The sequence below is a fragment of the Paenibacillus tyrphae genome, from assembly GCF_000722545.1.
GTDB classification, from domain to species: Bacteria; Bacillota; Bacilli; order Paenibacillales; family NBRC-103111; genus Paenibacillus_G; species Paenibacillus_G tyrfis.
In genome coordinates, this window is record NZ_JNVM01000059.1 from 1 (window position 1) to 25,381 (window position 25,381).

The following is a 25,381-nucleotide window of genomic DNA, read 5'->3' on the forward strand; positions in this document are numbered from 1 at the left end:
CTCAAGGTTATGCGCGCTGGACCATACGTCTGTTGACTCGCCGGGTGATCGAACTGAATATTCTGGATTCCGTCGAGAGACGATTCGCACGACGTTAAAAAACGAAACTTAAGCCTCATCTAAAGAAACAATGGTGTATTCCGGCCAAATCCAGCAGTGATTTGTCGCGCGGATGGAGGACATTCTGGAGACCTATGCGCTCCCCTACGATCCTGAAAATCCGCTCAACTGCATGGATGAGCAGCCCGTCCAATTGTTGGATCATTCGCGTCCGCCAGAACCGATGAAGCCCGGGAAGGTATGCCGGGAAGATTATGAGTATGTTGCGAAAAGGTAGTTGCAGTCTGTTCTTGTTTACCGAACCGTTAGCCGGGTGGCGCCATGTCCGAGTGAGTGAACGACGGACCAAATCCGATTGGGCGGAACAAGTTCGCGAGATTCTTGAGGTTCATTATCCCAAGGCGAAGCGCGTTAGGCTCGTCATGGATAATTTGAACACCCATACGATTCGTCGTTGTATGAAACGTTCACTCCCGATTTAGCGCTGTCCTTGGCCAAACGTCTTGAGATCCACTACACCCCTAAGCATGTGAGTTGGCTGAACATCGCTGAAATCGAACTGAGCGCCTTGACGGTGCAATGCCTGCACCGCCGAATCAACTCCATAGAACAATTACAGCGAGAAGCAACGGCTTGGGAAGCGGATCGCAATCAAGCTCAAAAATCAGTGCACTGGCATTTCACCACCGAGCAGGCCAGAGGAAAATTAAAACATTTGTATCCTGTAATTTGATTCGGTCAATGTACTAGGAACAATCCGCACAGCGTAGCGACGCAAGGATTGGCGTGGTGCAACCATCTGTTTGCGATCGAGTAAAAGCTAAAAGAAACCAAGCCTGAGGAACGACTGGATGCGCGTAAGGAGCAAGCCAACTGGTTTGGATGGCTACTATGCCCTGTTGCGTCAGCAGAGGTTCCAGACGATGCCGAAAAGCCTCTTGGCTCAAGCCATCCACTACAGCTTGGGCCAGTAGGAGAAGCTGATGCCCTTTATGAAGGACGGTAGTCTGGAACTCGAAAACAACGCAGGGAACGAGCGAAATCTCTCCGGTTAATTCTCCTCTAACCATCCCCCCTCAGACTTCCGAGAGTCTACTATAAATCAAAATCGTTAAAAATGTTGCCCTTGGATATTAGCTTAATTTAGTTATCATTTCTTCAAATAATGACCTTTCAATCATAGCTGTTTCTTGGAGTATATTGGTAATCCTCTGAATAGCACTTTCTTTTTTTGTGAATAGATACTTCATTTGCAAATTTTTTGAAATTTTTATATTGTTATTAATAATATTAAATTCTTCAAAAAACTTATGACTATCTTTTAGATATCCATGTCTTCCTAGATATTCAATGCGAGATAACATGCAATTTTTGTGCTCACTTAGAAAATGTATTGAGCGGATATCGTACTTAACTCGTTTTTCTAACAGTAATTTAAAATATCTAATTAGATGATCATATGTATCTAATCCAAACACGTGATCAGAAAAATAATGTCTTTCGTCCAATTGCAGTAATCTAGATGAAGTGTTTTTAGAATACAAATAGTCAATAAATGCTTCTTTAATAGTAGCTACAGAAAAATCATAATGAAAGTTATTTTTTAAAGTATAAGGCAAAATAAAGTTGTTCTTAATATTAAAAAATGCTTTTTCAAAATCATTAAAACTGGTAAGAGACTGACCAAAAACCCCCTTATTGTCATAACCAATCGTATTATATGTCTTATTTGAACGATTATAGCCAAATATTAAGATATCATGTTCTAAATGAAAGGTCTGAAATGCTTCCCTTTTTGGTACATAGAATTCATCAACTATGGCGAGAACATAATATCCCTGATCAATATAGTCAATTATTATTTCATTCAAATCTATCCCAAAAGAAGTAATAGATTTATGATTTATTTTATCAAATTCAAACCATGGATTTGTTGTATACCACGCATAAGGTTCGTAGAATGACACTAAAATGTCATTAGGGTTACAAAATAATTGAATAAAATGACTATATAACCAAGGTGAATAATCTTCGGATGTACAAATAACGGATAATGGATATGCAAAAAATTGGTATCCTTTGATAGGTGGAATGCAAATAGGTAATACTTTCTCTGACATATATTAAATTCTCTCCCACTATTAAGTATTGTTTTCACCTGTTTTCTACTTATTCTTTAGATTTCAATGTTGAAAGTCTAAAAGATTCAGATGCTGATATAGAGAATTGTATATTCAGCGATTTTTTGTCAGATCACGTTAATGGGGATTGAACTAGAATTTACAAGATATATTCATTTGAAAATGGTATTATTTATTCCTTTGTATAAAGACACGAATAAAGATTGCATTTCCATAGTTAACCACTGGAAAACAGACATTCTTGTAGAATATACAAATTGACTTCACTCCTTTGGGTTTTATAGCTGGGGTGAAGTCAATTTTTTATGCCCAGAAATCCTTGGTTTATATAAAAATCGGTCAGTCCTCCTCCTAAAAGGATAGGGCTTCTACTTTGGTTACGGCAATTCGAAGGGTAAAGTTATCGGGTGAATTTGAACCAAAAGATAAAGTAAATAGAATGCTTTTCACAAAAACAACGTATTAAGACAAATGGTGAGAATGTCCCACAATAGATCCAGGATTACCTGTGCAAGTCCTTAAACTGATGAAAAGGATAGAAATTATTTCAGTTTATGAAATACCTCGTTTATGTGAGGGAGCTCTTCGTCATTCATATTCGATATTATGAAGTTACTTACGCCCATCTCAAAATATTTTGATAAATAAGATCTAACTTGATCATAGCTCCCTAGTATCGTTGGACCAAACGGACCAACAGAAGGGAAATAAACGTCATTTTCCTCAATCGCAAATTGCCAAGATTTTTTTTCTTGGGCTTTGGCGATCTGGGACATTCTGAAATTATATCGTTCGTGAGATTTGGCAGCAGCAACCGCCTCCTCATAGGTAGGCCTTGTTACAATTTGAAGTTTTACACACAGCCTAAGCGAATGAGGCTTCAGCCTATCTATAAAATTTGCTTTCAATTGGGATAAGCACCTTGGGATAGTAACCGCCACATCCGCAACTTGAGCGATCACTTTGATAGCTTCGACGGAGCCTGATTGCGTAGGGACAAAAAATTCAGGAATCATCTCACTGGGCACTGCATTTAAGTGCCTGAACTCTGCGTATTCGTAATACTTGCCTTTAAAAGTAAGTGGTTCATTTGAACTAAGCAATAAACGTACTATCTGTGCAAATTCCGCCAGCCGTTCATACCGCTCATTCTTGTCCAATTTATTCCCTACCTCTTGCAAGTCTTGTAGGGAGTTGCCGGTAATAAAATTAAGATTTACTTTTCGGTGATAAATATGATAAATCGAATGTATCATCGTAGCTACAGTAGAAGGCAGCATCGTATAGGGCTGCACAGCGATCAAAGGAATATGATGTTTCGTATGTTGTATTATAGCTGTGGCGATAACCCAAGGATCCAATGAGGTATGGTGGAAATATACCAAGGAACCCTTGACATGATTTGCCTCAAGCGTACTCAAAAACGTGTTAGATTGCTGGATTGCATTTTTATCTTCAACCGTATCATGCGGAATTTGCCAATAGGTACGGATCAAGAACAATTCTCCTCTCCACGATCTTTTATTTTTTCTCAATTTAAATCAACTTGCGTCTCTAACGTAATTTGCCAGCTCTTCTAACGTAATATTTCGGAATACTTCAGCCAGCGGCAATTCAACGTTATATTCTTCATGCACTCTATATACTAATGAAATCACATTTAAAGAGTGGCCACCGCTTTCTAAAAAACGATCCTTTCGGCCTACTTGTTTGATACCCAAAATTTCAATCCATATTTCAGCTAACTTCCGCTCAATGTCATCGATCGGCGCGATATACTGCTGCTGTTCCGGGTCCGGGAGAGCCTTATAATCAACCTTGCCATTCGCGTTCATAGGCAGCTTATCAATTAGCATAATGTATTGAGGCACCATGTAATCTGGTAGCCGAAGGGAGAGAAACTGCCGAATTTCTCGGGATGTCTGCTCGTTTGATTCGGAAATATGACTATAGGAATCGATAACAATGTAAGCGCAAAGATGCAGACTGTCTTGATCGTTGCTTTTTGCAATAACAGCTGACTCTTTTACCTTTTCATGAAGCAAAAGAACGTTTTCCAGCTCATTAAGCTCGACTCGAAATCCTCTCAGCTTGATTTGACGATCCTTTCTACCCATAAACTCAATACTTCCATCCTCTAGCATCCGTCCAAGATCCCCGGTGCAGTACATTAAATCATCAGGCTGATTGTTAAACGGATTGGGTATAAACTTTTCATTCTGCAATTCTTCATTGTTAAAATAACCCAGGGTCCTGTAGGGCGTCCGAATATAAATCTGGCCCGTTACCCCTTGAACGCTAAACTGCAGGTTATCGTCTAAAATAGCCACTTTTGAACCCGGAATCGCTTTGCCTAATGGAATATTCATTCGATGGACGTCCCTGGCCGCAATTCGATAAAATACTTTTGCCAAAGTAGTTTCCGTAGGCCCATATAAACTGACTAATTGAACACGTTCACCCATAACTTCATACCAGCTAATAAGCGTCTTAGGCAGTATTCGTTCGCCAGCTAGCATAACGTATTGTAGACTCGAAAAACTATCGCTTGACAGCGTTTTGCCATTTATTAATCTGAATAAACTTGGGGTGCAATGAATTAATGTGATTTGAGAAACTTCGATCCATTCCATTAAGCTGTTGCTTTCTAACATAATTTCTTTATTTTCAGGAATGCAGATCGTTCCCCCGGCAAATAACGGTACAAAAATATCTCTCAGCACGGGGTCATGGCAAACTCCCGTGAATTGGCTAACCCTGCAATCCCGGTTAATTTGAAACTCAGCGATTTCCCAATCAATAAAGTGTACTAGGCTTTCATTCCTGCCAATAATGGCTTTCGGCGTTCCGGTAGTACCCGATGTGAAGAATATATAAATTTTGTCATTGGGATCGAACAATATATCCGATTTACCATTGGCATCAACCTGCTCGTTTATTTTAGGATTTATAACTATGGCTTGAATCTCTTTTACGATCTCTTCCTCGAATAGATCAAGTGTTCCATCATCAGTCAATACATATTTCGTTTCTGTTGCCGCAATCATTGCTTTGGTTCTTTCGACAGGATACGTCGGATCTAATGGAACAAAGACACAGCCTGCCTTCAATGTGGCTATTATCGATATGATGTGCTGCACCTTATCTTTCGTATAAATCCCAACGAATTCTTCTTTTTGTACACCATGAGATAATAAAGTATACGCTATTGCTTCAGCCTTTTCTTCCAGTTCTTTGTAAGTAATCTTACTGTTTTTGTACTCGATAGCACATCTAGTACTATGTTCGACAAAGGATGCTTGCAATCGGGCTTGAATGGTATTCAATAACACAAGACTCATCTCCCTAGGTTTAATTACTTTTCCTGCTTACAACTCCTCTTCTATACAGAGACTGTTACGTAGACAGTTACGTCATTGCTTCTTCAACTGCACGCTCGTTTTGAAGCTGTACCATCGTATAATACTTGCCTTTCATACTCATTAACTCATCGTGATTGCCACTTTCAACAATCTCACCTTGATGTAATACCAAGATATGATCGGCTTGGCGGATGGTAGAGAGCCGATGAGCAATAATGAAAGTTGTTCTATCTTTAACCAGTACTTTCAATGCTTTTTGAACTAGCATTTCGGTCTCAGTATCAATGCTAGACGTTGCTTCATCTAAAATCATGATAGCAGGGTTGAAAGCTAAAGCTCTGGCAAAGGAAATTAACTGTCTTTGCCCGGACGATAAGGTAGTGCCTCGTTCAATGACTTCTTCATCGTAACCATTTGGCAGCCGAAGTACTAACTCTTCTGCACCAACCTCCCGAATAGCGTACTTTACCTTTTCAAGATCAATCTCTTCATTATATAAACTCACATTAAATTTAATATCGCCAGCAAATAGAACTGGGTCTTGTTGCACGATGCCCATATATTTTCGTAAAGCTTGTTTGGATATTGTTGTAATATCTTGACCATCAATTGTAATTAATCCTGATGTAGGCTCGTAAAAACCCATGAGTAAGCTCATAATTGAGCTTTTTCCTGAGCCCGTATGGCCTACAATGGCAATCGTTTCTCCCTTTTTTGCTTCGAATGAGATGTTTTTCAAAACATATTCGTCTTTCTTATAGGCAAAAGTAACGTTACTGAATTTTACATGACCTTCGGGTCTATTGACTTCGTTGACAGCCGCAATATCCGTACCCTCTATATCGAGTAAAGAAAATACTCCCTCCGCCGCTATGAACGCCGGTTGAACTTGTGACAACTGTTGGAAAATGCCGTTGATTGGTGCAAAAAGCCTGCCAAGGTAGTCAATAAAAGCATAAAGCACACCGAAGGAGATTGCCGAACGCAGAGACATATCACCGAAATACCACATCACGGCAACGACGCATAATGCGCCTACAAAATTAGATATGTTTTGAGATAATATATTGGATACGCGCAATTGCTTGATTTGATTATCAAACCGTTCCCGGTTCAACTCCTCAAATTCCTCGATCACCGCTTGCTCGCGTCGAAACGCTTTGAAGATGGGCATAACCTGCATCGTTTCACTTAGCATGGCATTCATATCGCTTAATCGCGCCCTCATGACTTGAAAGTAACCCTTGGAATATTTAAGATGCAGACTCATAAGAAAAAAGAATAAAGGAATCAAAAGCAGGCAAACAGCAGCAAGTTTAACATCCAAAATAAATAAAAGCACATAAATACCAATTAAATTAACACCATTAACCACGAAATTGGACATAAAACTTAAGAAAAACTCTTTTATGGATTCAATATCATTTGAAATTCTTGTCACGATTTGACCGATTGGTGTGGAATCAAAATAACTCACCGGCAACCGATGAACCTGCTTTATTAAATCCATACGCATTTTCCGTATAATTTCTAACGCGGCAGACTGCATGAGGTAGTCCTTAAGAAAAGCTAAATACCCGGACATAATAAGCACTATAATATACAGACCAATAAGCAATACTACAGGTAGGGCATCATGCTCATAAAAGAAAAAGACATCACTTGACGAAAGCTCCACGTCCTTCGAATCAGGTGAAGTGAGATAAACATGATCATTCACCGTTTTGATATAATATTTAGGCCATTCGGGCCGTATTTGTCCGGGGTTAACCCAATCCGCCCTGATGTATGCCTTATTCTGAAAGCTCGTCGCAGAAGTTCCATCGGGAACCCCATTTAATTCTGTCTGGTACCAATGCAATTGCGTACTCGCGTTAATATGTTGGTCTATGATTACTTTTATAATATAGGGGCCGATTAGTTGAGTAACAATTGAAAGCAGCAATATAATAACGGCCAAAGCAACTTTTTTCCGGAAAAGTAGAACATAACCGAATAGCCTTTTAACCACTGAGGGCCTCTTGCTCATTAAATTGATTCCTTCCCATCATGTAATGTTTCGACCTCTAATTTCTGTCGATCGTACTGTTGTTTATACCAACCGTTGCGATACAATAACTGTTCATGGGTCCCCTCTTCAATAATCTCCCCGTTGTCCAAAACAAGGATCCAGTCAGCATGATTAACGGCCGATAATCGATGCGTTGCAATTAAGGTAGTCTTTTCCCGCCGCTCTTTTCTAATATTGTGCAAGATATGGTTTTCCGTTTTCGCATCGACTGCGGACAACACATCATCTAGAATCAGAATTTCCGGATTGACTAAGAGTGCTCTTGCAATTGCGGTTCTCTGCTTCTGACCACCAGAAAGCATGATGCCTCCTTCGCCGATGATTGTATCCCATCCGTCCTTCATTTGATCAATATCTTCTTTTAAGCAAGTCAAGTCAATGACCCGCTGTATTTCTTCGGTCTTTGCATCGGGTTTGCCTAAAATAATATTGTTTTTTATGCTTTTGGATATGAGCATATAATCCTGCGGCACGTATCCTATCCAAGCACTCATCTCTTCCAGAGCGATTTTTTCAATAGGAGTGCCCGCAATAAAAAGTTTATCCGATTCGATCGGGTATTGCCTCAATAACTGCTTGAGCAGAGTGCTTTTGCCGCTGCCTGTCCGACCGACTATTCCTAACGTTTGTCCTCTTTCGAGATGAAAAGAGATTTGCCGCAAACTTTCGTTCATCGCCCCGGGATAACGAAAGTTGAGGTTCTTCATTTCGATGCTAGTCGGCAGTTCTATAGATACCAAGTTAGCTGCATCCATCACTTCAGGCAATTGTTCAAGAATTGAATCTACTCGCTCTACGGAGGCACTTCCGCGTTTAATCATATTGATAAACTCACCGAAGTTCACTAGTGGCCAAATAATTAAACCCAGATAGATGTTGAACGTTACTAACTGGCCCAGACTGATCTGATTATGAAAGACTAGGTAGGAGCCATAGCCAATGGCAATTGCATAACAAAAACCGATAATCGTTGACGTGACAGGTTGAATTAGCGCCCTTGTAAACGCAACCCTACTATTTTTTTTCATAACATCGGCAGTGATAAGATCAAACGCTTGAATGTCCTTTTTCTCTTGGACGAACGATCGTATAACCCGTAAACCTGAAATCGATTCGAAAGCATGATTATTCATATTGCCGAAAGATTGTTGAGCGATCAAAATCCGAGCCCTCAAGGTTTCTCCTAAACGGCCAACAATAGAAGTGAGGAAGGGCAAAGGGATTAATGTTACAAGCACCAGTCTGTAATCAATCAATACAATCATAGCTACCAGCACGATCGAAGTCCCTACGAAGGTGAAAATCATAGAGATGATCCCGCTTCCTGCAGTGCTTGAAATTGCAGAGACATCATTAGTGGAAATGGCCATTAAATCCCCGATACGATTGCGCTGATAGAAATTTGGTGTCATTTTAGTCAAATGAGTAAACAAACGTGTTTTTAACTGTTTCTCCAATACAATGGCACTTCCGAGCAGCAAAGAAAAATAGCAAAAGATCATGAAATAAAGACCTATGGAAAGTGTTGATAAAAAACTTACTTTTTGATAAAGGGTTTCTGCAGTGAATGTTCCGCTTCTAATCTCATCTATCATATCTCCGATAAATTTTGGAGGAATAAGAAAAAGAAGATTAGCAATACTAAGTAAAGAGGTGCCAATCAAATACTGCATCCACCGCTGTTTGAAAAACCAACGGAGCTTATATAAAAAAGACATAATAACTTCACCAGCCCTTATTCTACGTAATAACTGTTTTACGGAAGGGATGCCATTGGCTATTACACGGTATCCGCAGCTCTTTTCAACGATTCTTGGATGTCAATAATAACAGGATAAGTACCGAACTCCCCAAAATCAAGTTTCTTATCTAGCTTTTTCATGACGATTTTATGCTTGAACACTAGAAAACGATAAATCTCTATGTTCATAGCACATATAAAATAGTCAATATGGTGCTGTTTTGCAATCTTGAAAATAAAATCAACAAAACTGGAAATTAGCCCAATATTGCGTTTATCTTCAACAAATGCTAGTTTTCCAATTTCAAACACATGAGCGTTTTCTCTGATCGCTAACACAGCTGGATGCGTTGAGAATGGGTAATATAATTCAATATTTGTTTCCACTTCAGGTTGATAAGGCAGCATTTCGAATGTTCCTATCCCTACATTTCTGTCATCTTTCATCAAAAACCGGATCCGGTTTTTTGATACTTCGGAAACAAATGTTGAGCCGTAAGCTGCCTTAACTACGGAATAAATATCTTCAAAGAGTTTATTGTCCGCTTCCGTTTTTACCTGAACAAACGTAGGATATGGGGGTTTGGGGCGCTTGTCATTTCCTTCATTGGTCATAGTTACCTCCTGTGTAATAAAGCTGCATAACCGATTACCTAACTTGCTTTAACACCTGGTCAACATGCTCGAATTCAAAGGGTGACCTTAAATCAGTAAGTATAATTACGTTGACGCCAAGCTTTAGGTATTCCCTCATATAAGCCGCTACCTCATCATAACTACCGACTAAAATAGGATTATGCGCCAACCCACTTATGAATGCTCCCAGCCAGAAAACACCATCATGCGTTTCGGAAGCTACTCCTAATTCGGCCATCTGTCTTAACCAACTTGACTGGGACATCAGCTTCATCTTCGTATGCAGTACTCCGATGAAATTTTGGGGATATAAGCAGTTAGCGACATCCCATGCTTCTACGCTTGTCTCTCTGGTGATAATGCCAATTTCAATTCCTTTCTTAATTACAGGATTGCTTATTTTATCTACATAATGTTCCTTATAGTACTGTACAGGCCCCGGATGGGTTATAAGTACATCTGCTAACTTTTGACCCACATTAATGGAAGCTTCCGATGAGCCTGCAATATAGATTTCAGGCCAATAACGCTTCGGTAGTGCCGGACCCAAGTTAAGCCGATTATAGTTGTAATATGACCCGCTGAAATTGACCGGCTCTTCCGATCTCAGTAATAGCTTCACCACTTCAATATACTCTTCCAAACGCCTGTAACGTTCGCTATGACCAATATGGTCTGACAACTGCTCCAACTCGTTTTTGGCAGCCCCGGTAATCATATTGAAGTTAACTGTTTTTCCATAGATAGCATAAATACTTTGCATTTTCTTAACAGCGGCAACGGGATTCATATAATTGGGCAGCGCCGCGATAATCGGTTGGAAGTTAGTTGTATTTTGCAAGACAAGTGACGCTACAATAAACGGGTCAAGCATTAGATGATTAAAATGGAACAATGCTCCCTTATACCGGTATTGTTCGGCAGTGGAAATAACGTCAAGCAGCTCTTTAATGTATTCTGAAGAATTTCCGACATTGAAATTGGAAACATTGCAATATAGGTCAAAATCAAATTTCATGTATTTTCCCTTTCTCGATCATGCTGGAGATCATCGTTGCAAAATCACTTCCAGTGTTTAATTGTTCAGTAACCAATACATCGTCATCAAATTCAAAGCCAAACTCGACTTCCAACGCAATAATTAGCTTGATGTAATCCATAGAATTAATGCCAATGTCCATTAACCTATCTTCCATATCAATCACTAAATTAAACTGCTCTTTCAATATTTTTTGAATAGTGCTTGCTATTTCCATTGTCAACTTGGTAGCCTCCATATTATCCATGAATGTGATTAATGAAAACGGTAAGTAATTTATGCTCTCTTTTATATAAATCCAGCACAAGCTCTTTCAATTCTTGTAATTTGCCGTTAGATTTCTTTTCAATATTTTTGTACATAATAAACCCAATTTTATTCGTAACAAAGGTCCAACAATCTTGATGTTCTTGATACATTTTCGAAAGTATATGGTACGAATCAGCGTTTAGTATTCCTTGTTCGTGAAGATTTTGAAGAATTAATATATTTCGTTTTTGAAGAACGATGCCTCTTCTTAATTGTTGATAAAACCACATAAACTTGTCCGGGTGGACTGCAATATGTTTGCTTTCTCGTTCGAACAGTTCCGCATACTTTGCTAATGCGCCAATCCCTTGAATAGTCGTGCCGCTGGACTCGGACATTTCTTGGGTATGCAGTACATTTTGTAACAATGTGATAGCCAGATCCCTGCTTATGTTCATGTCCCATGTAGGCCATTCCTCTTTCAAACGGATACAGTGAACAATCGTAGTACCTGCTTTCCTTAACGATGATAAGAAGGCTTGCGTAAACATCGAATTTTCGATCTCATAGTAGTCCATGTTTCCAACTTTGACACAGTCTTCTAGCAATTTGAAGTTATTATTAGTATACCCATAGATTAATGTAGGGTGAATAAACGATTCTTTATTATAGTTTGGAGTATCAGGAAAGTAGTACCGGTCAATATACATAAACACATAATAATTATCATCGATAAATCTGCGTACGACCTCTACGATACTATGATCTGCGGAAACTTCAACTTGTTTCTCTTCGAATATGCGAGTTAAATCTGGCCACTCGAAAAGAACGTCAATATGCGGACTGAGGTCATTGGTGTCTGCCTGGACGTCTTCGGCTTTTACGTTAATGGAGTATGTTCCATTGTAGAAGGTTGGCAGTCTAGTGAAACTTGGTTCGTACGCAGCTAATATCCCAATAATATTATTGTTTATGCAATCAAACCAAAGGTCGTTGTATGGCTTAACTTTGAGTACTTTCAATCGATTTCACCCCCTTTAATGTAGTCCGGCCATTTTAAACTCTTCCAAAAACACTCCTAGTGTTAAAGGTACAATAAGCATATCGATATCATAAGGTAGGTTTAACTTAAAGTCTGGCTGCAGGTATTGTTTTTTTAGTTTTTCGATCGTGTCCGGATTAAAAATGCCTTGTTTTTTTATGGTGTCGTAGGATAACAAGTCATGAATAAACGCTACATCTTGCCTCAGTAGATCCGGACTACCCGGCGCAACAAAGGTGTATTTTGGGCGCTTGATTATCTCGTTGGGAACCCCCTTTTTGGCTATTTGTTTTAGGATATACTTTTCTTCAAACATCTTTAGTTTCAAATTGGGAGGAATGAATCTAACAAAATCAACAATATTTTTATCCAGGAAAGGGTATCTTCCTTCAACGGAATTTGCAAAGCACATTCTATCTCCGTGATCTGCTAATAAATGCTCGGGCAAACGCAGTTTGTAATCCACATATGAACGCTTATGGACCAAATCGACGTTGCGAATCCGTTCCTTATTAATTACAGGGTGATTCAAACAATTGATCTCATCATACATCTCATTAATTTCTTGGGAATATAATTCTCGCTTAATCGCCTCAAATTTATGATATTGTTTTTCATAGATGAAGCTCTCATCCCCCCAAAGACAACTTCTAAGCCTGTTCTCCTCATGGCTATCCGAGGTGGTGTTACTTTGATTTCTCATTCGGTCAAAGCGATATCCAACATAGCCGGCAAATAACTCGTCAGCCCCTTCGCCGCTTAACACTACTTTTATGCGGTTTTTTTTAACGGCTTCGGACAGGACAAGTGATGCTGTATTGTAGGTTTCCTTTAATGCGCTTTCGGAGTGCCGAATAGCTTGAAACAGTCTGGTTGAAATATCTGTTGGCGAAAATAATGCTTCCGTGTGTTTAGATTGAATATGTTTTGCCATCATCTGTTGATAATTGGACTCTGAAATGCTCTTATCCGTAAACGCAATGGAGAATGAATGCTTAATAGCAGGATTAATTGTATTAATTTTAGACGCTATAATGGATGAATCCAAGCCTCCACTAACATAGAAAGCTAGAGGGACATCCGACATTAAGCGATATTCCACTGATTTTGTCAGCAAATCATCCAGTTTTCCGATGTAGTAGTCTTCGCTCTGGATATATTCGATTTCACCGATTTTAGGATAAATCAGATCCCAATACTCTACCTTTCTCAATCGACTGTCTTTAATTTCAATGAAATGCCCATTTTCCAGACTCCAAATATTTTCGAAAAAGGTGCGTGGTGCAATAACTCCAGGAAACGTGAGTATTTGATCCAATCCAACCAAATCAATCTTACGTTTAACGATAGGATGTTCCAAAATGGCTTTAATTTCAGATGCGAAAATAAAAAATCCTTCTTCTACCGTGTAGAAGAAGGGTGCAATGCCCAAATGGTCTCTGGCACAAAACAATGATTTCTTATTCTTATCATAGATAACAAAAGCAAACTGTCCATTTAACTGATGAATGAAGTCTTTACCGTACTCTTCATACAAATGAATGATAACTTCAACATCAGAATTTGTGCTAAATACATGTCCTCGGCGGATCAAGCCTTGCCGTAGTTCCAGATAATTGAAAATTTCCCCGTTACAAATTAATACCTTCGATTTGTCTTCGTTATAAATTGGCTGCATGCCTGTTTCCAAATCTATAATGCTTAACCTGGCGAAACCTAGTGAAACTTGTTCGTCTTGATAAAAATCGGCTCCATCGGGTCCTCGATGGTTTAGCTTTCCAATCATATCTGTGATGATGTTTTTGTTGATCCGGCCTACATCCCGCATATCAAAAATACCCGAAATTCCACACATAGCCTATACCACATCCTTTAACATTATAAAATAGCGTTAAAATCCAACTCAATTTCCCGTTTTTCTTCCGAAGATATTATTTGAACATCGGACAACTTCATGTTTATATCGTTTACCACCGCTTCAACGACCATAAGATAGTGCTTCACCCATTTCTCAATCGTTACTGGTTTAAATAACTCCGTATTATACTCCAGAGTAAATGAAATTTCATTGTCAATTTCAAACGCCTCTAGTTTAAAATCAAAGTTAGAGGTATTGGTATGAAGATGAATGGAAGAAAATCTAACGTCATCAACATAAAATTCAGGATACTCAATATTTTGCATAACAAACATGGTGTCAAACAACGGATGCCTTCCCGCGTTCCGTGTGATTAGGAGGGCTTCAACCAGCTTCTCAAACGGATAATCCTGATGTTCGTATGCATCCAGCACAGTCTCTTTCACCCCTAGCAGGAACTCAGAGAACGCCAGATGAGGCCTCGGGCTCGTTCTAATCGCCAGTGTATTCACAAAAATACCCATTATATTTCTAACATCAGGATGATGTCTTCCGGCAATTGCTGTCCCTACCGTAAAATCTTCTTGCCCAGTATATTTATGAAGGAACAAATTATAAACAGCCATTAAAAACATATAAAGCGAAGTCGATGTTTCGGTTAACCTTTCTTTCAGCTTCGCTGTGACAAGGCTATTGATAGAGAAATGAATTTCTTTTCCTTGATATTTTTGATCCGAAAGCCGCGGATAATCCGTAGGCATTTGCAAAGGAACGCATTCCTCAGCATACATATCCAGCCAATATTGTTCATGCTTCTTGAATTCCGCTGATTGTAAGTAATGATGTTTATGCCATTCACTGTAGTCTCTATATTGGAAAGTAATAGGCTTTAGTGGTTTTCCGTCATAAAGAGCAATAAACTCATTAATAAAGATACTTAAAGAAAATCCATCAATAATAATATGATGCATGTCAAAGATGAGGTAATGCTCTAGATCACTGACTCTTGTAAATCCTACTCTGATCAGAGGGGCAACCGAAAGATCAAAAGGTTGGATAAAGGTTTGCGACCATGCCTCGATTGAAGCATGGACCTTTTCGAGCTGTGTAATCTGAAATTCCACCATTGGATGGATCACCTGTACCGGTTCTCCATTGACTAACTTAAATGAGGTCCTTAAAGATTCATGTCTGTCGATTAACGTTTTTAGTATTTCATTGCAATGTTCGATGCTGAATGGACCATCAATTTTGATGATCTTAGGAATATTATTAATAATATTCCCACCGCTATAAGCATGTGTAATGTATCGACTGAACTGTGCCGAAGACAGCGTATAATATGGTTTCTCTTCCGCAGGCAGAATCGGAACAAACTTGTCGCCAGACTGTTTGTTCCAAATGAGTTCCGATAGGGCTTGGATGCTATTATGTTTAAAGACGTCCGCCAATGAAATTTGTACCGTAAATGCCGCGTATACTTTCGAGATCAGTTCCATAATATTTAAGGAATGGCCACCCAAGTCAAAAAAGCTAGTCGTTCTACTTAAGTTTTTAATACCAAATATCTCCTCCCAAATATGTGCCAACTGCTTTTCTATGGCACCTTCCGGTTCAATGTAATCGACTTGGATAGAATCTGATAAAGAAGTCGTCTCACCTCCGCTAGATGTGCTGGACACTTGACCAAGCCTTCCGGCAATCATGTTGCCTTGGAATTCCGAATGTACGGTATGGATCTGGCTAACTGTCTGCGCTGGGTCACTGATAATTGTATTTAATAAAATTAAGAAGTAATTCAGCATGTCTTGCACATACTGACGTTCAAATACTTTGGCATTATATCTAGCCCGGAATACAACAGAGTCCTTGGCTTCGACGAGTAAATTAAAATCATAATTGGTTTGTTCAAATACTTCTACATGATTGATAGTAATCCCGCACTGCAAACCTCTGCCCAAATTTTGCAACTCGTCCTGGATAGGATAATTTTCGAATAATAAGATATGGTCCAACTGCGCGTAATCTCGTTGAATCTCATACAGTGGATAATAGCTGAATTTTTCAGATGCTAATGACTCTAATTGAATCCTTTTTAGTAATTCTGATAGGAGCATTTCTTTTTCACTCGAAACTCGGATTGGAATCGTATTAATAAATAATCCTATAGTTTGTTCGATTCCTTCTAATTCTGCTGGCCTTCCAGATACAACGGTTCCAAATAAAACATCTTGTGTATCATTAACTTTTTGTAGCAATAAGCCCCAAACCGCTGCAATAACTGTATGCATCGTAGACTTATTTTGAATAGCAATCTGCTTCAGTGCACCCGTGCCGTCTGCACCCAATGTAATGAACTCCTCGGCAACGCTATATCCTTTTTTATTCAGTAAAATCTCCTTTTGCAGATTCTTCTTTTCAAAACCTTTCAAGTATTTTTTCCAATACAAGGAGGCTTGCTCACTATTTTGCTCATACAACCATGATATATAGCTACTGTAAGGATAGACTGCTTGTAATTCCAAGGTTTCATTAGTCAGCAATGAATTATAAATCTTAAATAATTCGCTGAAAATAACCGCCATGCACCAACCATCCATAATAATATGATGATAGCTAAAGACAAGCTGATAGACTGTAGCAGATGTTTGAAGTACTGCCACTCTTATTAGCTCATCCTTCTCAACATCAAAACCTCGGGTTCTATCCGATGTTAAAAAAGAATGAATATACTTTTTTTTCTCACTTTCGGTGTACCGTGAGATATCTTGAAAATAAACTTTAGAGGAACGGTGCCTCATTACGATTTGTAATGGACGCTTATTTCTGCGATATTCAAATTTCGTTCTTAAAATATCATGCCGCGCTATCAACTGCTGCAGACTCTCTTCGAAGTATTCCATTTGAATATTACCGGACACATCCAAGATAAATTGTTGAAAATAAGAGCCTGTTTCCTCATTTAATGAAGCGTGGAACAGGATGCCCTTCTGCATAGGGGATAGCTCATAGATATCTTGTATATTGTCGTCGCCAAGTAAATGTGCTACTTCTTCCCTCGAAACATCTTTAGTCGACAGATCGCTGTATGTTAACTCTACGCTCTTCTTGGTTGTACAGTGACCTACAATATCATCCAAATGCTTCATAAAGCTGGAAATAAAGCGTTGAATATTCTCCTCTTTAAATTCGCAACGATTGTAATCCACAGAAAAAGTAAGCCTTCCATGACTGACCATGCCGTTGATTTCCAGCTTATGGACCCGGCTCAACTGCCCGCTGATGTTATTATTCGTTTCAACAGCAGATATTTCGAAAATCTCTGATTGGATATCCTGATCAAACTGCCCTAAATAATTGAATAATACATCTGCATTATCACTCTTCTCATTTTCAACTAAAAGATGCTTCATTATGCCAAAGCCTATCCCTAGATTAGGAATACTTCTACTCATTTCCTTAATTTTTTTAATGTGATAGGAAAAATCTCCATCACCCGACATATCCAGCATGAATGGGTACAAGGAAGTGAACCAGCCCACCGTTCTGGAGACTTCCATTTGATGTGATAGCCTCCCATGGCTTTCCAGATCAATCTTAAACCTCGACTCATTCGTCCATTCTTTTAATGCAAAGCCAAGTGCGGTTAAAAGTAAATCATTAATATCGGTGCCATAGGCTATATTCGCTTGCTTAATCAGCTTTTCGGTACTTTCACTGCTTAGACGTTTAGTTAAACGATGCGTGTCTCTCATTTTACTAACGGAGACCTGATAGTCTACCGGCAATGTACTGAATGGCTGCTGTTCGATTTGCTGCCAATAGTCCAGCTCATCATGGAAGAAAGTACTGTTTAAGAAGGCTGACCAGTCTTGGAATGAGCTTGTCTTCAGTGGGAATTCAATCCGCTCCCCACGAGAAGCTTGTATATACCCCGTGTTGAAATCTTCTAGCAGAACCCTCCACGATATGCCGTCGACAACGAGATGATGAATAATGATCAACAAGTGATCCCCTTCGACCATTCTAAATAATCCGAGCTGTACTAACGGACCCTCTTGAAGATTCAATTTGCTCTGTAAGTCATTCATTTCCGTTTGCAGTAAATGAAGCTGATTTGTATCCTTGGTAAAATCGTATACTTTCAACCCAAACAAAGCACCTTCCAGTGCTCTGTTATATTGAAGCACTTCAAAGTTCTCTTGCTTGAATGACATTCTAAGTGCATCATGATGCTTCACTATTTTTTCGAATACGGCCTCAATATGATGTTGATTGAAGCCGTTCTTATTAAATAGCATCACAGAATGATTATAGTGATGCTTCTCTGAGTCAGATCTATAATTCTTAAAAAACCAGCTTTGGATCGGACTCAACATTACTTTACCTTCGACAAGATCTTGTGAGATAACTCTTTTAGTTTCTTTAATGTATGGACTAAGAACTGCTATCGTTGAATGCTTGAATAAATCTCGAATATCAAGCTCCATTTCGAAATGTCGGAGCCGTGATGAAACTTGAATGGCTTTAATGGAGTCACCACCGAGCTGAAAGAAATCATCATGGATGCTTATCTTTTGTACTCCAAGTACACTTTGCCAAACGGAGACTAAAACTTCTTCATTTTTGGTTGTTGGTCCTTCGGGAATGTCAGTATCAATGGATAATTCATATTTAAATGTCTTTAATGAAACTCGATCAATTTTTCCATTCGGTGTTAGTGGCATCTTGGATAATGGAATGAATAACGAAGGCACCATATAAAATGGGAGCTTACTGCTTAAATACTGTCGCAGTTCATTCATTTCAAATCCTTTATGTGAAACGTAAAAAGCCACTAAACGCTTTGAATTCCCACTGCCTTCGTCGATCACAGCAACTTCTTCCAAAGCCGGATGTGCCAGAAGGGCAGCTTCAATTTCACCTAATTCAATTCGATGTCCCCGTATTTTGACTTGGGAGTCATTCCTTCCATGGAATTGTATCGTTCCATCAGGCAAGCGTTTTCCCAAATCACCAGTTTTGTAAATTTTTCCATCGGTCATATTGAGCATAGGTGGACGTTCTATAAACCTTTCCGCAGTCAATTCTTCTCTATGTAAATACCCGCGGACTATCCCCTCTCCCCCAATGTATATCTCACCCAGGACACCAACAGGTAATACATTAAGGTCTTGATTAAGAATATACATTTGGGTATTTGCAATGGGAGATCCAATATTATTATGATTTGATCTTCCTTTGACCTGAAGTACAGAAGACCAAATGGTCGTTTCGGTTGGTCCATACATATTGTAGATTTCAGCAGTAGTCGTTTCTCTAATTTTTTCAATTAAGTCGTCAGGCAATGGTTCTCCACCTATTAATAAGGTGCGCAAAGATGCGATAAATCGTTTGGATTGTGCATCTTTCAGCAAGGTATTCAATCTAGAGGGCGTGGTTTGCATCATCGTAACTGGCTTCTCTGATGGAACATTAGCTTTCGAAAGTGAGTCTTTGAACCCTGCCAAGTGTTGCAAACTGTTCATCACATCCGAATCAGGAAGACCAAAATCCACCAGACATGCAATTTCATTAACGCCTATAAAGCTAAGCTTCTTGACCATGTCCAAACAACTTGTCGTTGTACCCATTAGTGATGAACTCTGCCAGTATCTATCAAAAGCAATATCAATCAATGAATCGACCATCTCTTCGGAATTGTCAATATCATGTGAATTTATTTGAAGGTCCTCCGCCAAGTTCCTCACTAGGCTGATGCTGGAGCGCAAATAGTCGCAAAAAGGTTTCTTTACCTTAACTTTGACCTCTTCTAAATCTTCGCCAATGAAAGTGTGAAGCATCAGTGAAACTTTGCCCTTGTCGACCGGGTATCCATTTTCTCTTAATGCATTACGATAGGCAATTATATTTTCTTGAAGTCGAGACAAATCTTGACCGAGCATATGAGTTAATACGTTGGCCCCAATTTTTCCGGCTTGAATAAAGGTTTCCTTGCTTCCAGCAGTTGTTACCCATACCGGTAGTTCTTGCTGCAACGGCCTAGGGTAGGTGTGAACTTCGACTTCTTTACCTAAACCATTAATTTTGGATATGGGTCTTCCGTGCCAAAGGTCTTGTACTTCTTGTATTTGTTGAAACATGAATCCTACCCGGTTTTGAAAATGCTCAGGCTGTAGTACAAAATCATCTGAATGCCATCCAGATGCAAAAGATAACCCTACACGCCCCTTTGATATGTTATCAACGACTGACCATTCTTCGACAATGCGAATGGAATCGTGTAGCGGTGAAACAATACTCCCTGAACGAAGCTGGATATTCTCGGTAATCATTGCTAGAGCGGATGACGTAACAGAAGGGTTCGGGTATAATCCCCCAAATTCGTGAAAATGTCGTTCCGGCGTCCAAATAGCGGCAAAACCATGTTCATCTGCAAATTTTGCACTTTCAAATAGTAATTTGTACTTATCATGATCATCCTTAGGATTATAGCTAGAGAAAAAGAACAAGCTAAAATCAACATCTATATTTTGCTCTATAAGATACTTATCGTAGTTCATCTGATATTCATCACTTGCTCTTAAAACAATAGACATTCCCCTACTCAAAGTCCAAAATAACTCTAGAATGGAGATATCAAATGATATTGTGGTCACGGAGAAGAACACATCGTGACTGCTGCATGTAATACGTTGATCCATCCCCGTAAAAAAGTTAATCACATTGTAATGATTTACCATCACCCCTTTGGGATTACCAGTTGACCCTGAAGTGTAGATAATATAAGCCAGGTCGGTAGCACCACTGCTAGTCACAGGGCTATCAATGGAAAACTGTTCAATGTGATTTTGTTCATTCTCCAAGACTATAAAATCAATGACATCCTTAGCATGATAGATCTGCTCAGCATACTTCTCCTCGAGAATGATGCTTTTCATTTGGCTGTCGTTTAAAATATAGTTAATTCTCTCTATAGGATAACTAGGATCAATTGGAACATACGCCCCTCCAGCCTTAAGAATACCGAGCAGAACGACGAGCATACGCTCTGTTCGTTCCATCATAATTCCGATTAGTTCTCCGGGTTGGACATGTCTAGTAGCCTGTAAATAATTTGACATTTGATTTGAGCGTTCGTTAAGTTCACGATAAGTTAATTGGCATGATTCATAAGTTATAGCTATTTTATTTGGATTGTGGCGAACTTGCTCCTCAAAAAGCTGATGTATCGTTTTATCCTCGGCAAAGTCAACTGAAGTGTTGTTAAAAACTTCTTCAATTTGTTGTAGTTCTTCTTCCGTTATGATTTCAATTTCAGATATTGTTTTTTCTGGATGACTCGTTATCTCCTCAAGTATGTTAAGATAATGTCCACTCATCCTTTGTATCGTTTCGGGTCTAAATAAACTGGTACTGTACTCAAAATGAAATGACAGCCCTTCTTCGATCTCCACTGCTTCTAACGTGATATCAAACTTTGCTATCTTCATGTGATAGGGATATGGACTGGCTACCAAATCGTCAAAGTCCAACTTGGATATATCCGTATTTTGAAAAATAAACATAGTATCGAATAAAGGGTTTCGGCTGACATCTCTTCTCACTTTCAACTTATCAATGAGTTCTTCAAAGGGGTAATCTTGATTTTCATATGAAGCAAGTGCAAAATCCCTAACCTCTTTAAGAAAAGTAAGAAATGGCTTACTCCCCTCTGGTGTACTTCGCATTGCGAGCGTGTTTACAAACATGCCAAGCATATTCTGAATATCAGAATGTGTCCTCCCAGCAATGGGTGATCCTACAACTATATCTGTTTGTCCCGTATATTTATGTAGGAGGATATGGTATGCAGTGAGCAAAATCATGTACAACGAACTATCAGTTTGTTCAGCAAGCCCTTTTAGTTTTTGTGTCAAAGTTGTACACAGTGAAAATGGAATCCGATCCCCTTCAAAGCTTTGAACAGTAGCTCTTGGGAAATCAGTCGGTAACTCCATGACTGGAGCCCTATGCTCAAATACATTCAGCCAGTAGCTTTCCTGCTTTCTAAGTGCATCGAATTCTAGTTGCTGCAGTTGCCATATTGAATAATCCTTATACTGTACTAGTAGTGGTGGAAGTTCAACCCCGCGATAAAGTTCCGTGAATTCTCGAACCAGCATAGTCATTGACACACCGTCCGAAATAATATGATGCATATCCAACATTAATATATGACGCTCTTCCTCAATTTCAACTAGCTGTGCTCGAATTAAAGGGGCTTGTCTTAAATCAAAGGGTCTAATGAATTGCTCTATACAACTCTCGATTTCACTTTCTTTTGCATTACTAGTTGAAAGCTTAAACCGGACATTCGAATTGACGATTTGGACCATCTGATCATTCTGTATTTCAAATGAAGTACGCAAAGGCTCGTGCCTAGTGATCAGAGACTGAATCGTCGTCTCAATTCGGTGAGGATCTGCGTTTCCTTGTAGATTAATAATGCAAGGCATTTGGTAACTAATACCGCCACGGTCAAGCTGATTTAGAATGAGTAACCTTTTCTGGGCAGAAGAAACAGGATATGACGAGTTCTCCTTGGCCGGTTGGATGGCATTGTTTATAGAAGGATTGGCTAATTTGACCCTTTGTGCTAAGCCATGGATCGTCGGGTAGTTGAATACATCTTGTAATGGAATCAAGACACTCCACTTATCATGAATTTGAAGCTGCAAATTCATAGCCTTTAAAGAATGTCCGCCCAATTCAAAAAAATTATCACTATTGCTTATTGGCCATGTTCCTAGAATATCTTTCCACATTGCCTTTAATTGCTCTTCAATTTCATTGGACGACTCTGTTAGGGTAACATGGCTTTGTTTATAATCGTCCCTGGTAAGCAGTGCATGACGGTCCAGTTTTCCATTTAAGGTTACTGGCATGCTTTCTACGTTTACAATATAGGCCGGAATCATATACTCTGGTAATGATTGACGTAAAAAATTTTTGATTTCTTCAATATTGTCATCAATTTTACTCACAAATGCTACGAGATACTTATCGTTTGATGTATCTCCCTTTACAAGGACAACGGCTTTATGAATTCCCGGATATTGCTCAAGAGTCATTTCGATTTCTCTTACTTCAATCCTATACCCTCTAATCTTTTCCTGGCCATCGATACGGCCTAAATATTCAACATTCCCGTCAGGTAACCATCTTCCATAATCTCCAGTTTTGTACATTAAACTCCCAGTAATATAAGGGTTTGGCACAAACTTTTCTGCTGTAAGCTCAGGTTGATTTAAATATCCCCTTGCTAATCCTTCCCCGGCTATACAGATTTCTCCGATGATTCCAACGGGCATTAAATTGTGATGTTTGTCAACAATATAAATCTTTGTGTTATCAATAGGTTTGCCAATTGGAACATGATCAGCATCTAGATCATCACACTTATAATAAGTGACATCAACTGTCGCCTCAGTAGGTCCATATAAATTTAAGATGTTTGTTCCCATTACTTTTCTTGTTTGTTCCACTTGCTTAATGTTCAATGCTTCCCCACTTGTAAACAAATACTTGATCTGTTCAAATGAGATTTCTTTTTCCACATTACCAACATAATGTAAAAATGCACTTAACATAGATGGGACAAAGTGCATAACTGACACATTGTTTTCTTTTATTGCTTTAATGATGGACCCGGAGTCCCTTTCTCCTAGTGGGGGAAGTAAAACAACACTGGCTCCTGCCATTTGCCACCAGAAAATTTCCCAAACCGAGACATCAAACGTATATGGTGTCTTTTGAAGTATGACATCATCTTGCGATAATGGAAACGTTTTTTGCATCCAGTTTAATCGATTCAGGACGCTCCGATGCTCGATCATGACCCCCTTAGGTTTACCCGTTGTACCTGAGGTATAAATGACATAAGCCAAATCAGATGGAAGATTGACATGATTCAGATTCGAATCATCTCTTGTATACCATTCCTCATCATCTAAGGAGATCCATGTAATCATGGTATCAGTTGCTTCTTTATTATGAAATGCAACTCCTATGGATGCTCCGCAATCTTCCAATATATACTGGAATCGACCTATAGGGATGGCTAAATCAATCGGTAAATAAGCACCACCCGCTTTTAATATCCCCAGAATTCCTATGAGCATTTCTATGGAACGCTCTGCCATAATGGGTACAATCGTACCAGTACCTACACCAGCTTCTTGTAACTTTCTTGCGAATCGGTTTGCGTATCCATTCAATTGGTGATAGGTTAAACTATTATTTTGAAATGTGGCAGCAATGTGATCGGGTGTTTTCTTGACTTGTTCCTCAAACAAAGCATGTAATGTTTTGTTTGAGGGATAGGGAGAGTCCGTATCATTAAACAAAGTTATTATCTTGTTAGCTTCATTCATATCGGCAGCATGAATCTCACATAACTTGATATCCATGTTAAATAAAACTGTAGTGAGAATCGAATGAAATAGCTTAGATAAAACCTCTATTTGCATCAATCCTATCCATGTTTCATTATAGATATAGGTCAATTGAATCTCATTCTGCTTTTTATTAAGTAAAATGATCAGTGGTTTTTCTGAAGTCTCGATACATGCTGTGCCATGGAGACTATCCAACAAAACAATAGAATCATACAAATCAGAAGCTTGTTGGATTGTATTTAATTTCAGTTCACTGATAAATGCATCCAACGGTAAAGTATGATACGTATTCGAATCTGCCAAGTCTGCCTTTATGCTCAATAAGTACTCCTTAAATGTATCCAACGCAGAATATGAAGAGCATATTGGGATAATTAAATTATTTTCCGTATCATTTACTGCAGGGGAACCGACAACCACTATTGAATCATTGGTGTATTTTGCGAATGAGACGTTTATCACTGCTAATAAATATGTATATAATAACGAATCTGAATTTTTACAGATTTCAAGAAGCTTTGTAAAGTTTTTATTTGTAATTGATGTAGAATATGTCGAACGTACCACATCCTCGGTATGAACAACGGTATTATTTAAATGAAAGGCATCAATATTCTGGAATTTCGTTTGCCAAAATGATTTTCCATTTAAAAAGGCTTCATTCATTTTTTATGTTCCTCTCTCAAATTTATAATTGGGGTAGGGTTGCTCCTTCAATTCATGCTTTATATCATCTTCCTATT

General features: G+C 38.9%; 13 protein-coding genes. 2 read left to right on the top strand and 11 right to left on the bottom strand.

Annotated features, from left to right (window positions below; translation table 11 throughout):
* Positions 1 to 320: 320 nt before the first annotated feature.
* Together ET33_RS40785 and ET33_RS40360 are read left to right on the top strand one after the other, a co-directional pair.
* Positions 321 to 542: a transposase gene (locus ET33_RS40785; RefSeq protein ID WP_161783593.1), complete on the top strand. Its 222-nt coding sequence runs from the start codon at positions 321 to 323 to the stop codon at positions 540 to 542.
* The gene (locus ET33_RS40360) at positions 515 to 793 is read left to right on the top strand and encodes a transposase (RefSeq protein WP_152570753.1); all 279 of its coding nucleotides are present in this window, start codon (positions 515 to 517) and stop codon (positions 791 to 793) included. The genes ET33_RS40785 and ET33_RS40360 overlap by 28 nt, the downstream gene beginning before the upstream one ends.
* 400 nt (positions 794 to 1,193) lie before the next feature.
* Here the strand turns inward: ET33_RS40360 and ET33_RS34440 are convergent, their stop codons facing one another.
* The 11 genes from ET33_RS34440 to ET33_RS36890 form a co-directional block, all read right to left on the bottom strand.
* Entirely contained in the window at positions 1,194 to 2,180 is a 987-nt protein-coding gene (locus tag ET33_RS34440) for a hypothetical protein (RefSeq protein WP_036693384.1), read from the bottom strand.
* A gap of 563 nt (positions 2,181 to 2,743) precedes the next feature.
* Entirely contained in the window at positions 2,744 to 3,697 is a 954-nt protein-coding gene (locus ET33_RS34445) for an LLM class flavin-dependent oxidoreductase (protein WP_036693386.1), read from the bottom strand.
* 45 nt (positions 3,698 to 3,742) lie between these two features.
* Positions 3,743 to 5,533, bottom strand: coding sequence for a non-ribosomal peptide synthetase (locus ET33_RS34450; protein ID WP_161783594.1), 1,791 nt, complete (start codon positions 5,531 to 5,533; stop codon positions 3,743 to 3,745).
* A 76-nt stretch (positions 5,534 to 5,609) separates the two neighbouring features.
* Positions 5,610 to 7,574, bottom strand: a complete 1,965-nt coding sequence (locus ET33_RS34455) for an ABC transporter ATP-binding protein (RefSeq protein ID WP_235206897.1) — start codon at positions 7,572 to 7,574, stop codon at positions 5,610 to 5,612.
* A 17-nt stretch (positions 7,575 to 7,591) separates the two neighbouring features.
* Positions 7,592 to 9,352 carry an ABC transporter ATP-binding protein gene (locus ET33_RS34460; RefSeq protein WP_036693395.1) on the bottom strand — a complete coding sequence of 587 codons (1,761 nt, stop codon included), beginning with the start codon at positions 9,350 to 9,352 and terminating at the stop codon, positions 7,592 to 7,594.
* A 62-nt stretch (positions 9,353 to 9,414) separates the two neighbouring features.
* Positions 9,415 to 9,990, bottom strand: coding sequence for a hypothetical protein (locus tag ET33_RS34465; RefSeq protein WP_036693398.1), 576 nt, complete (start codon positions 9,988 to 9,990; stop codon positions 9,415 to 9,417).
* Positions 9,991 to 10,024: 34 nt separating this feature from the next.
* Entirely contained in the window at positions 10,025 to 11,029 is a 1,005-nt protein-coding gene (locus ET33_RS34470) for an LLM class flavin-dependent oxidoreductase (protein ID WP_051776051.1), read from the bottom strand.
* Positions 11,019 to 11,267, bottom strand: a complete 249-nt coding sequence (locus ET33_RS34475) for an acyl carrier protein (RefSeq protein ID WP_235206898.1) — start codon at positions 11,265 to 11,267, stop codon at positions 11,019 to 11,021. The genes ET33_RS34470 and ET33_RS34475 overlap by 11 nt, the downstream gene beginning before the upstream one ends.
* A 22-nt stretch (positions 11,268 to 11,289) precedes the next feature.
* On the bottom strand, positions 11,290 to 12,321 hold the full coding sequence (locus tag ET33_RS34480; RefSeq protein WP_036693404.1) for a hypothetical protein: 1,032 nt from the start codon (positions 12,319 to 12,321) through the stop codon (positions 11,290 to 11,292).
* Between the two features lie 15 nt (positions 12,322 to 12,336).
* Positions 12,337 to 14,196 carry an asparagine synthase (glutamine-hydrolyzing) gene (gene asnB / locus ET33_RS34485; protein WP_036693407.1) on the bottom strand — a complete coding sequence of 620 codons (1,860 nt, stop codon included), beginning with the start codon at positions 14,194 to 14,196 and terminating at the stop codon, positions 12,337 to 12,339.
* Positions 14,197 to 14,219: 23 nt separating this feature from the next.
* Positions 14,220 to 25,304: a non-ribosomal peptide synthetase gene (locus ET33_RS36890; protein ID WP_051776054.1), complete on the bottom strand. Its 11,085-nt coding sequence runs from the start codon at positions 25,302 to 25,304 to the stop codon at positions 14,220 to 14,222.
* Positions 25,305 to 25,381 lie beyond the last annotated feature (77 nt).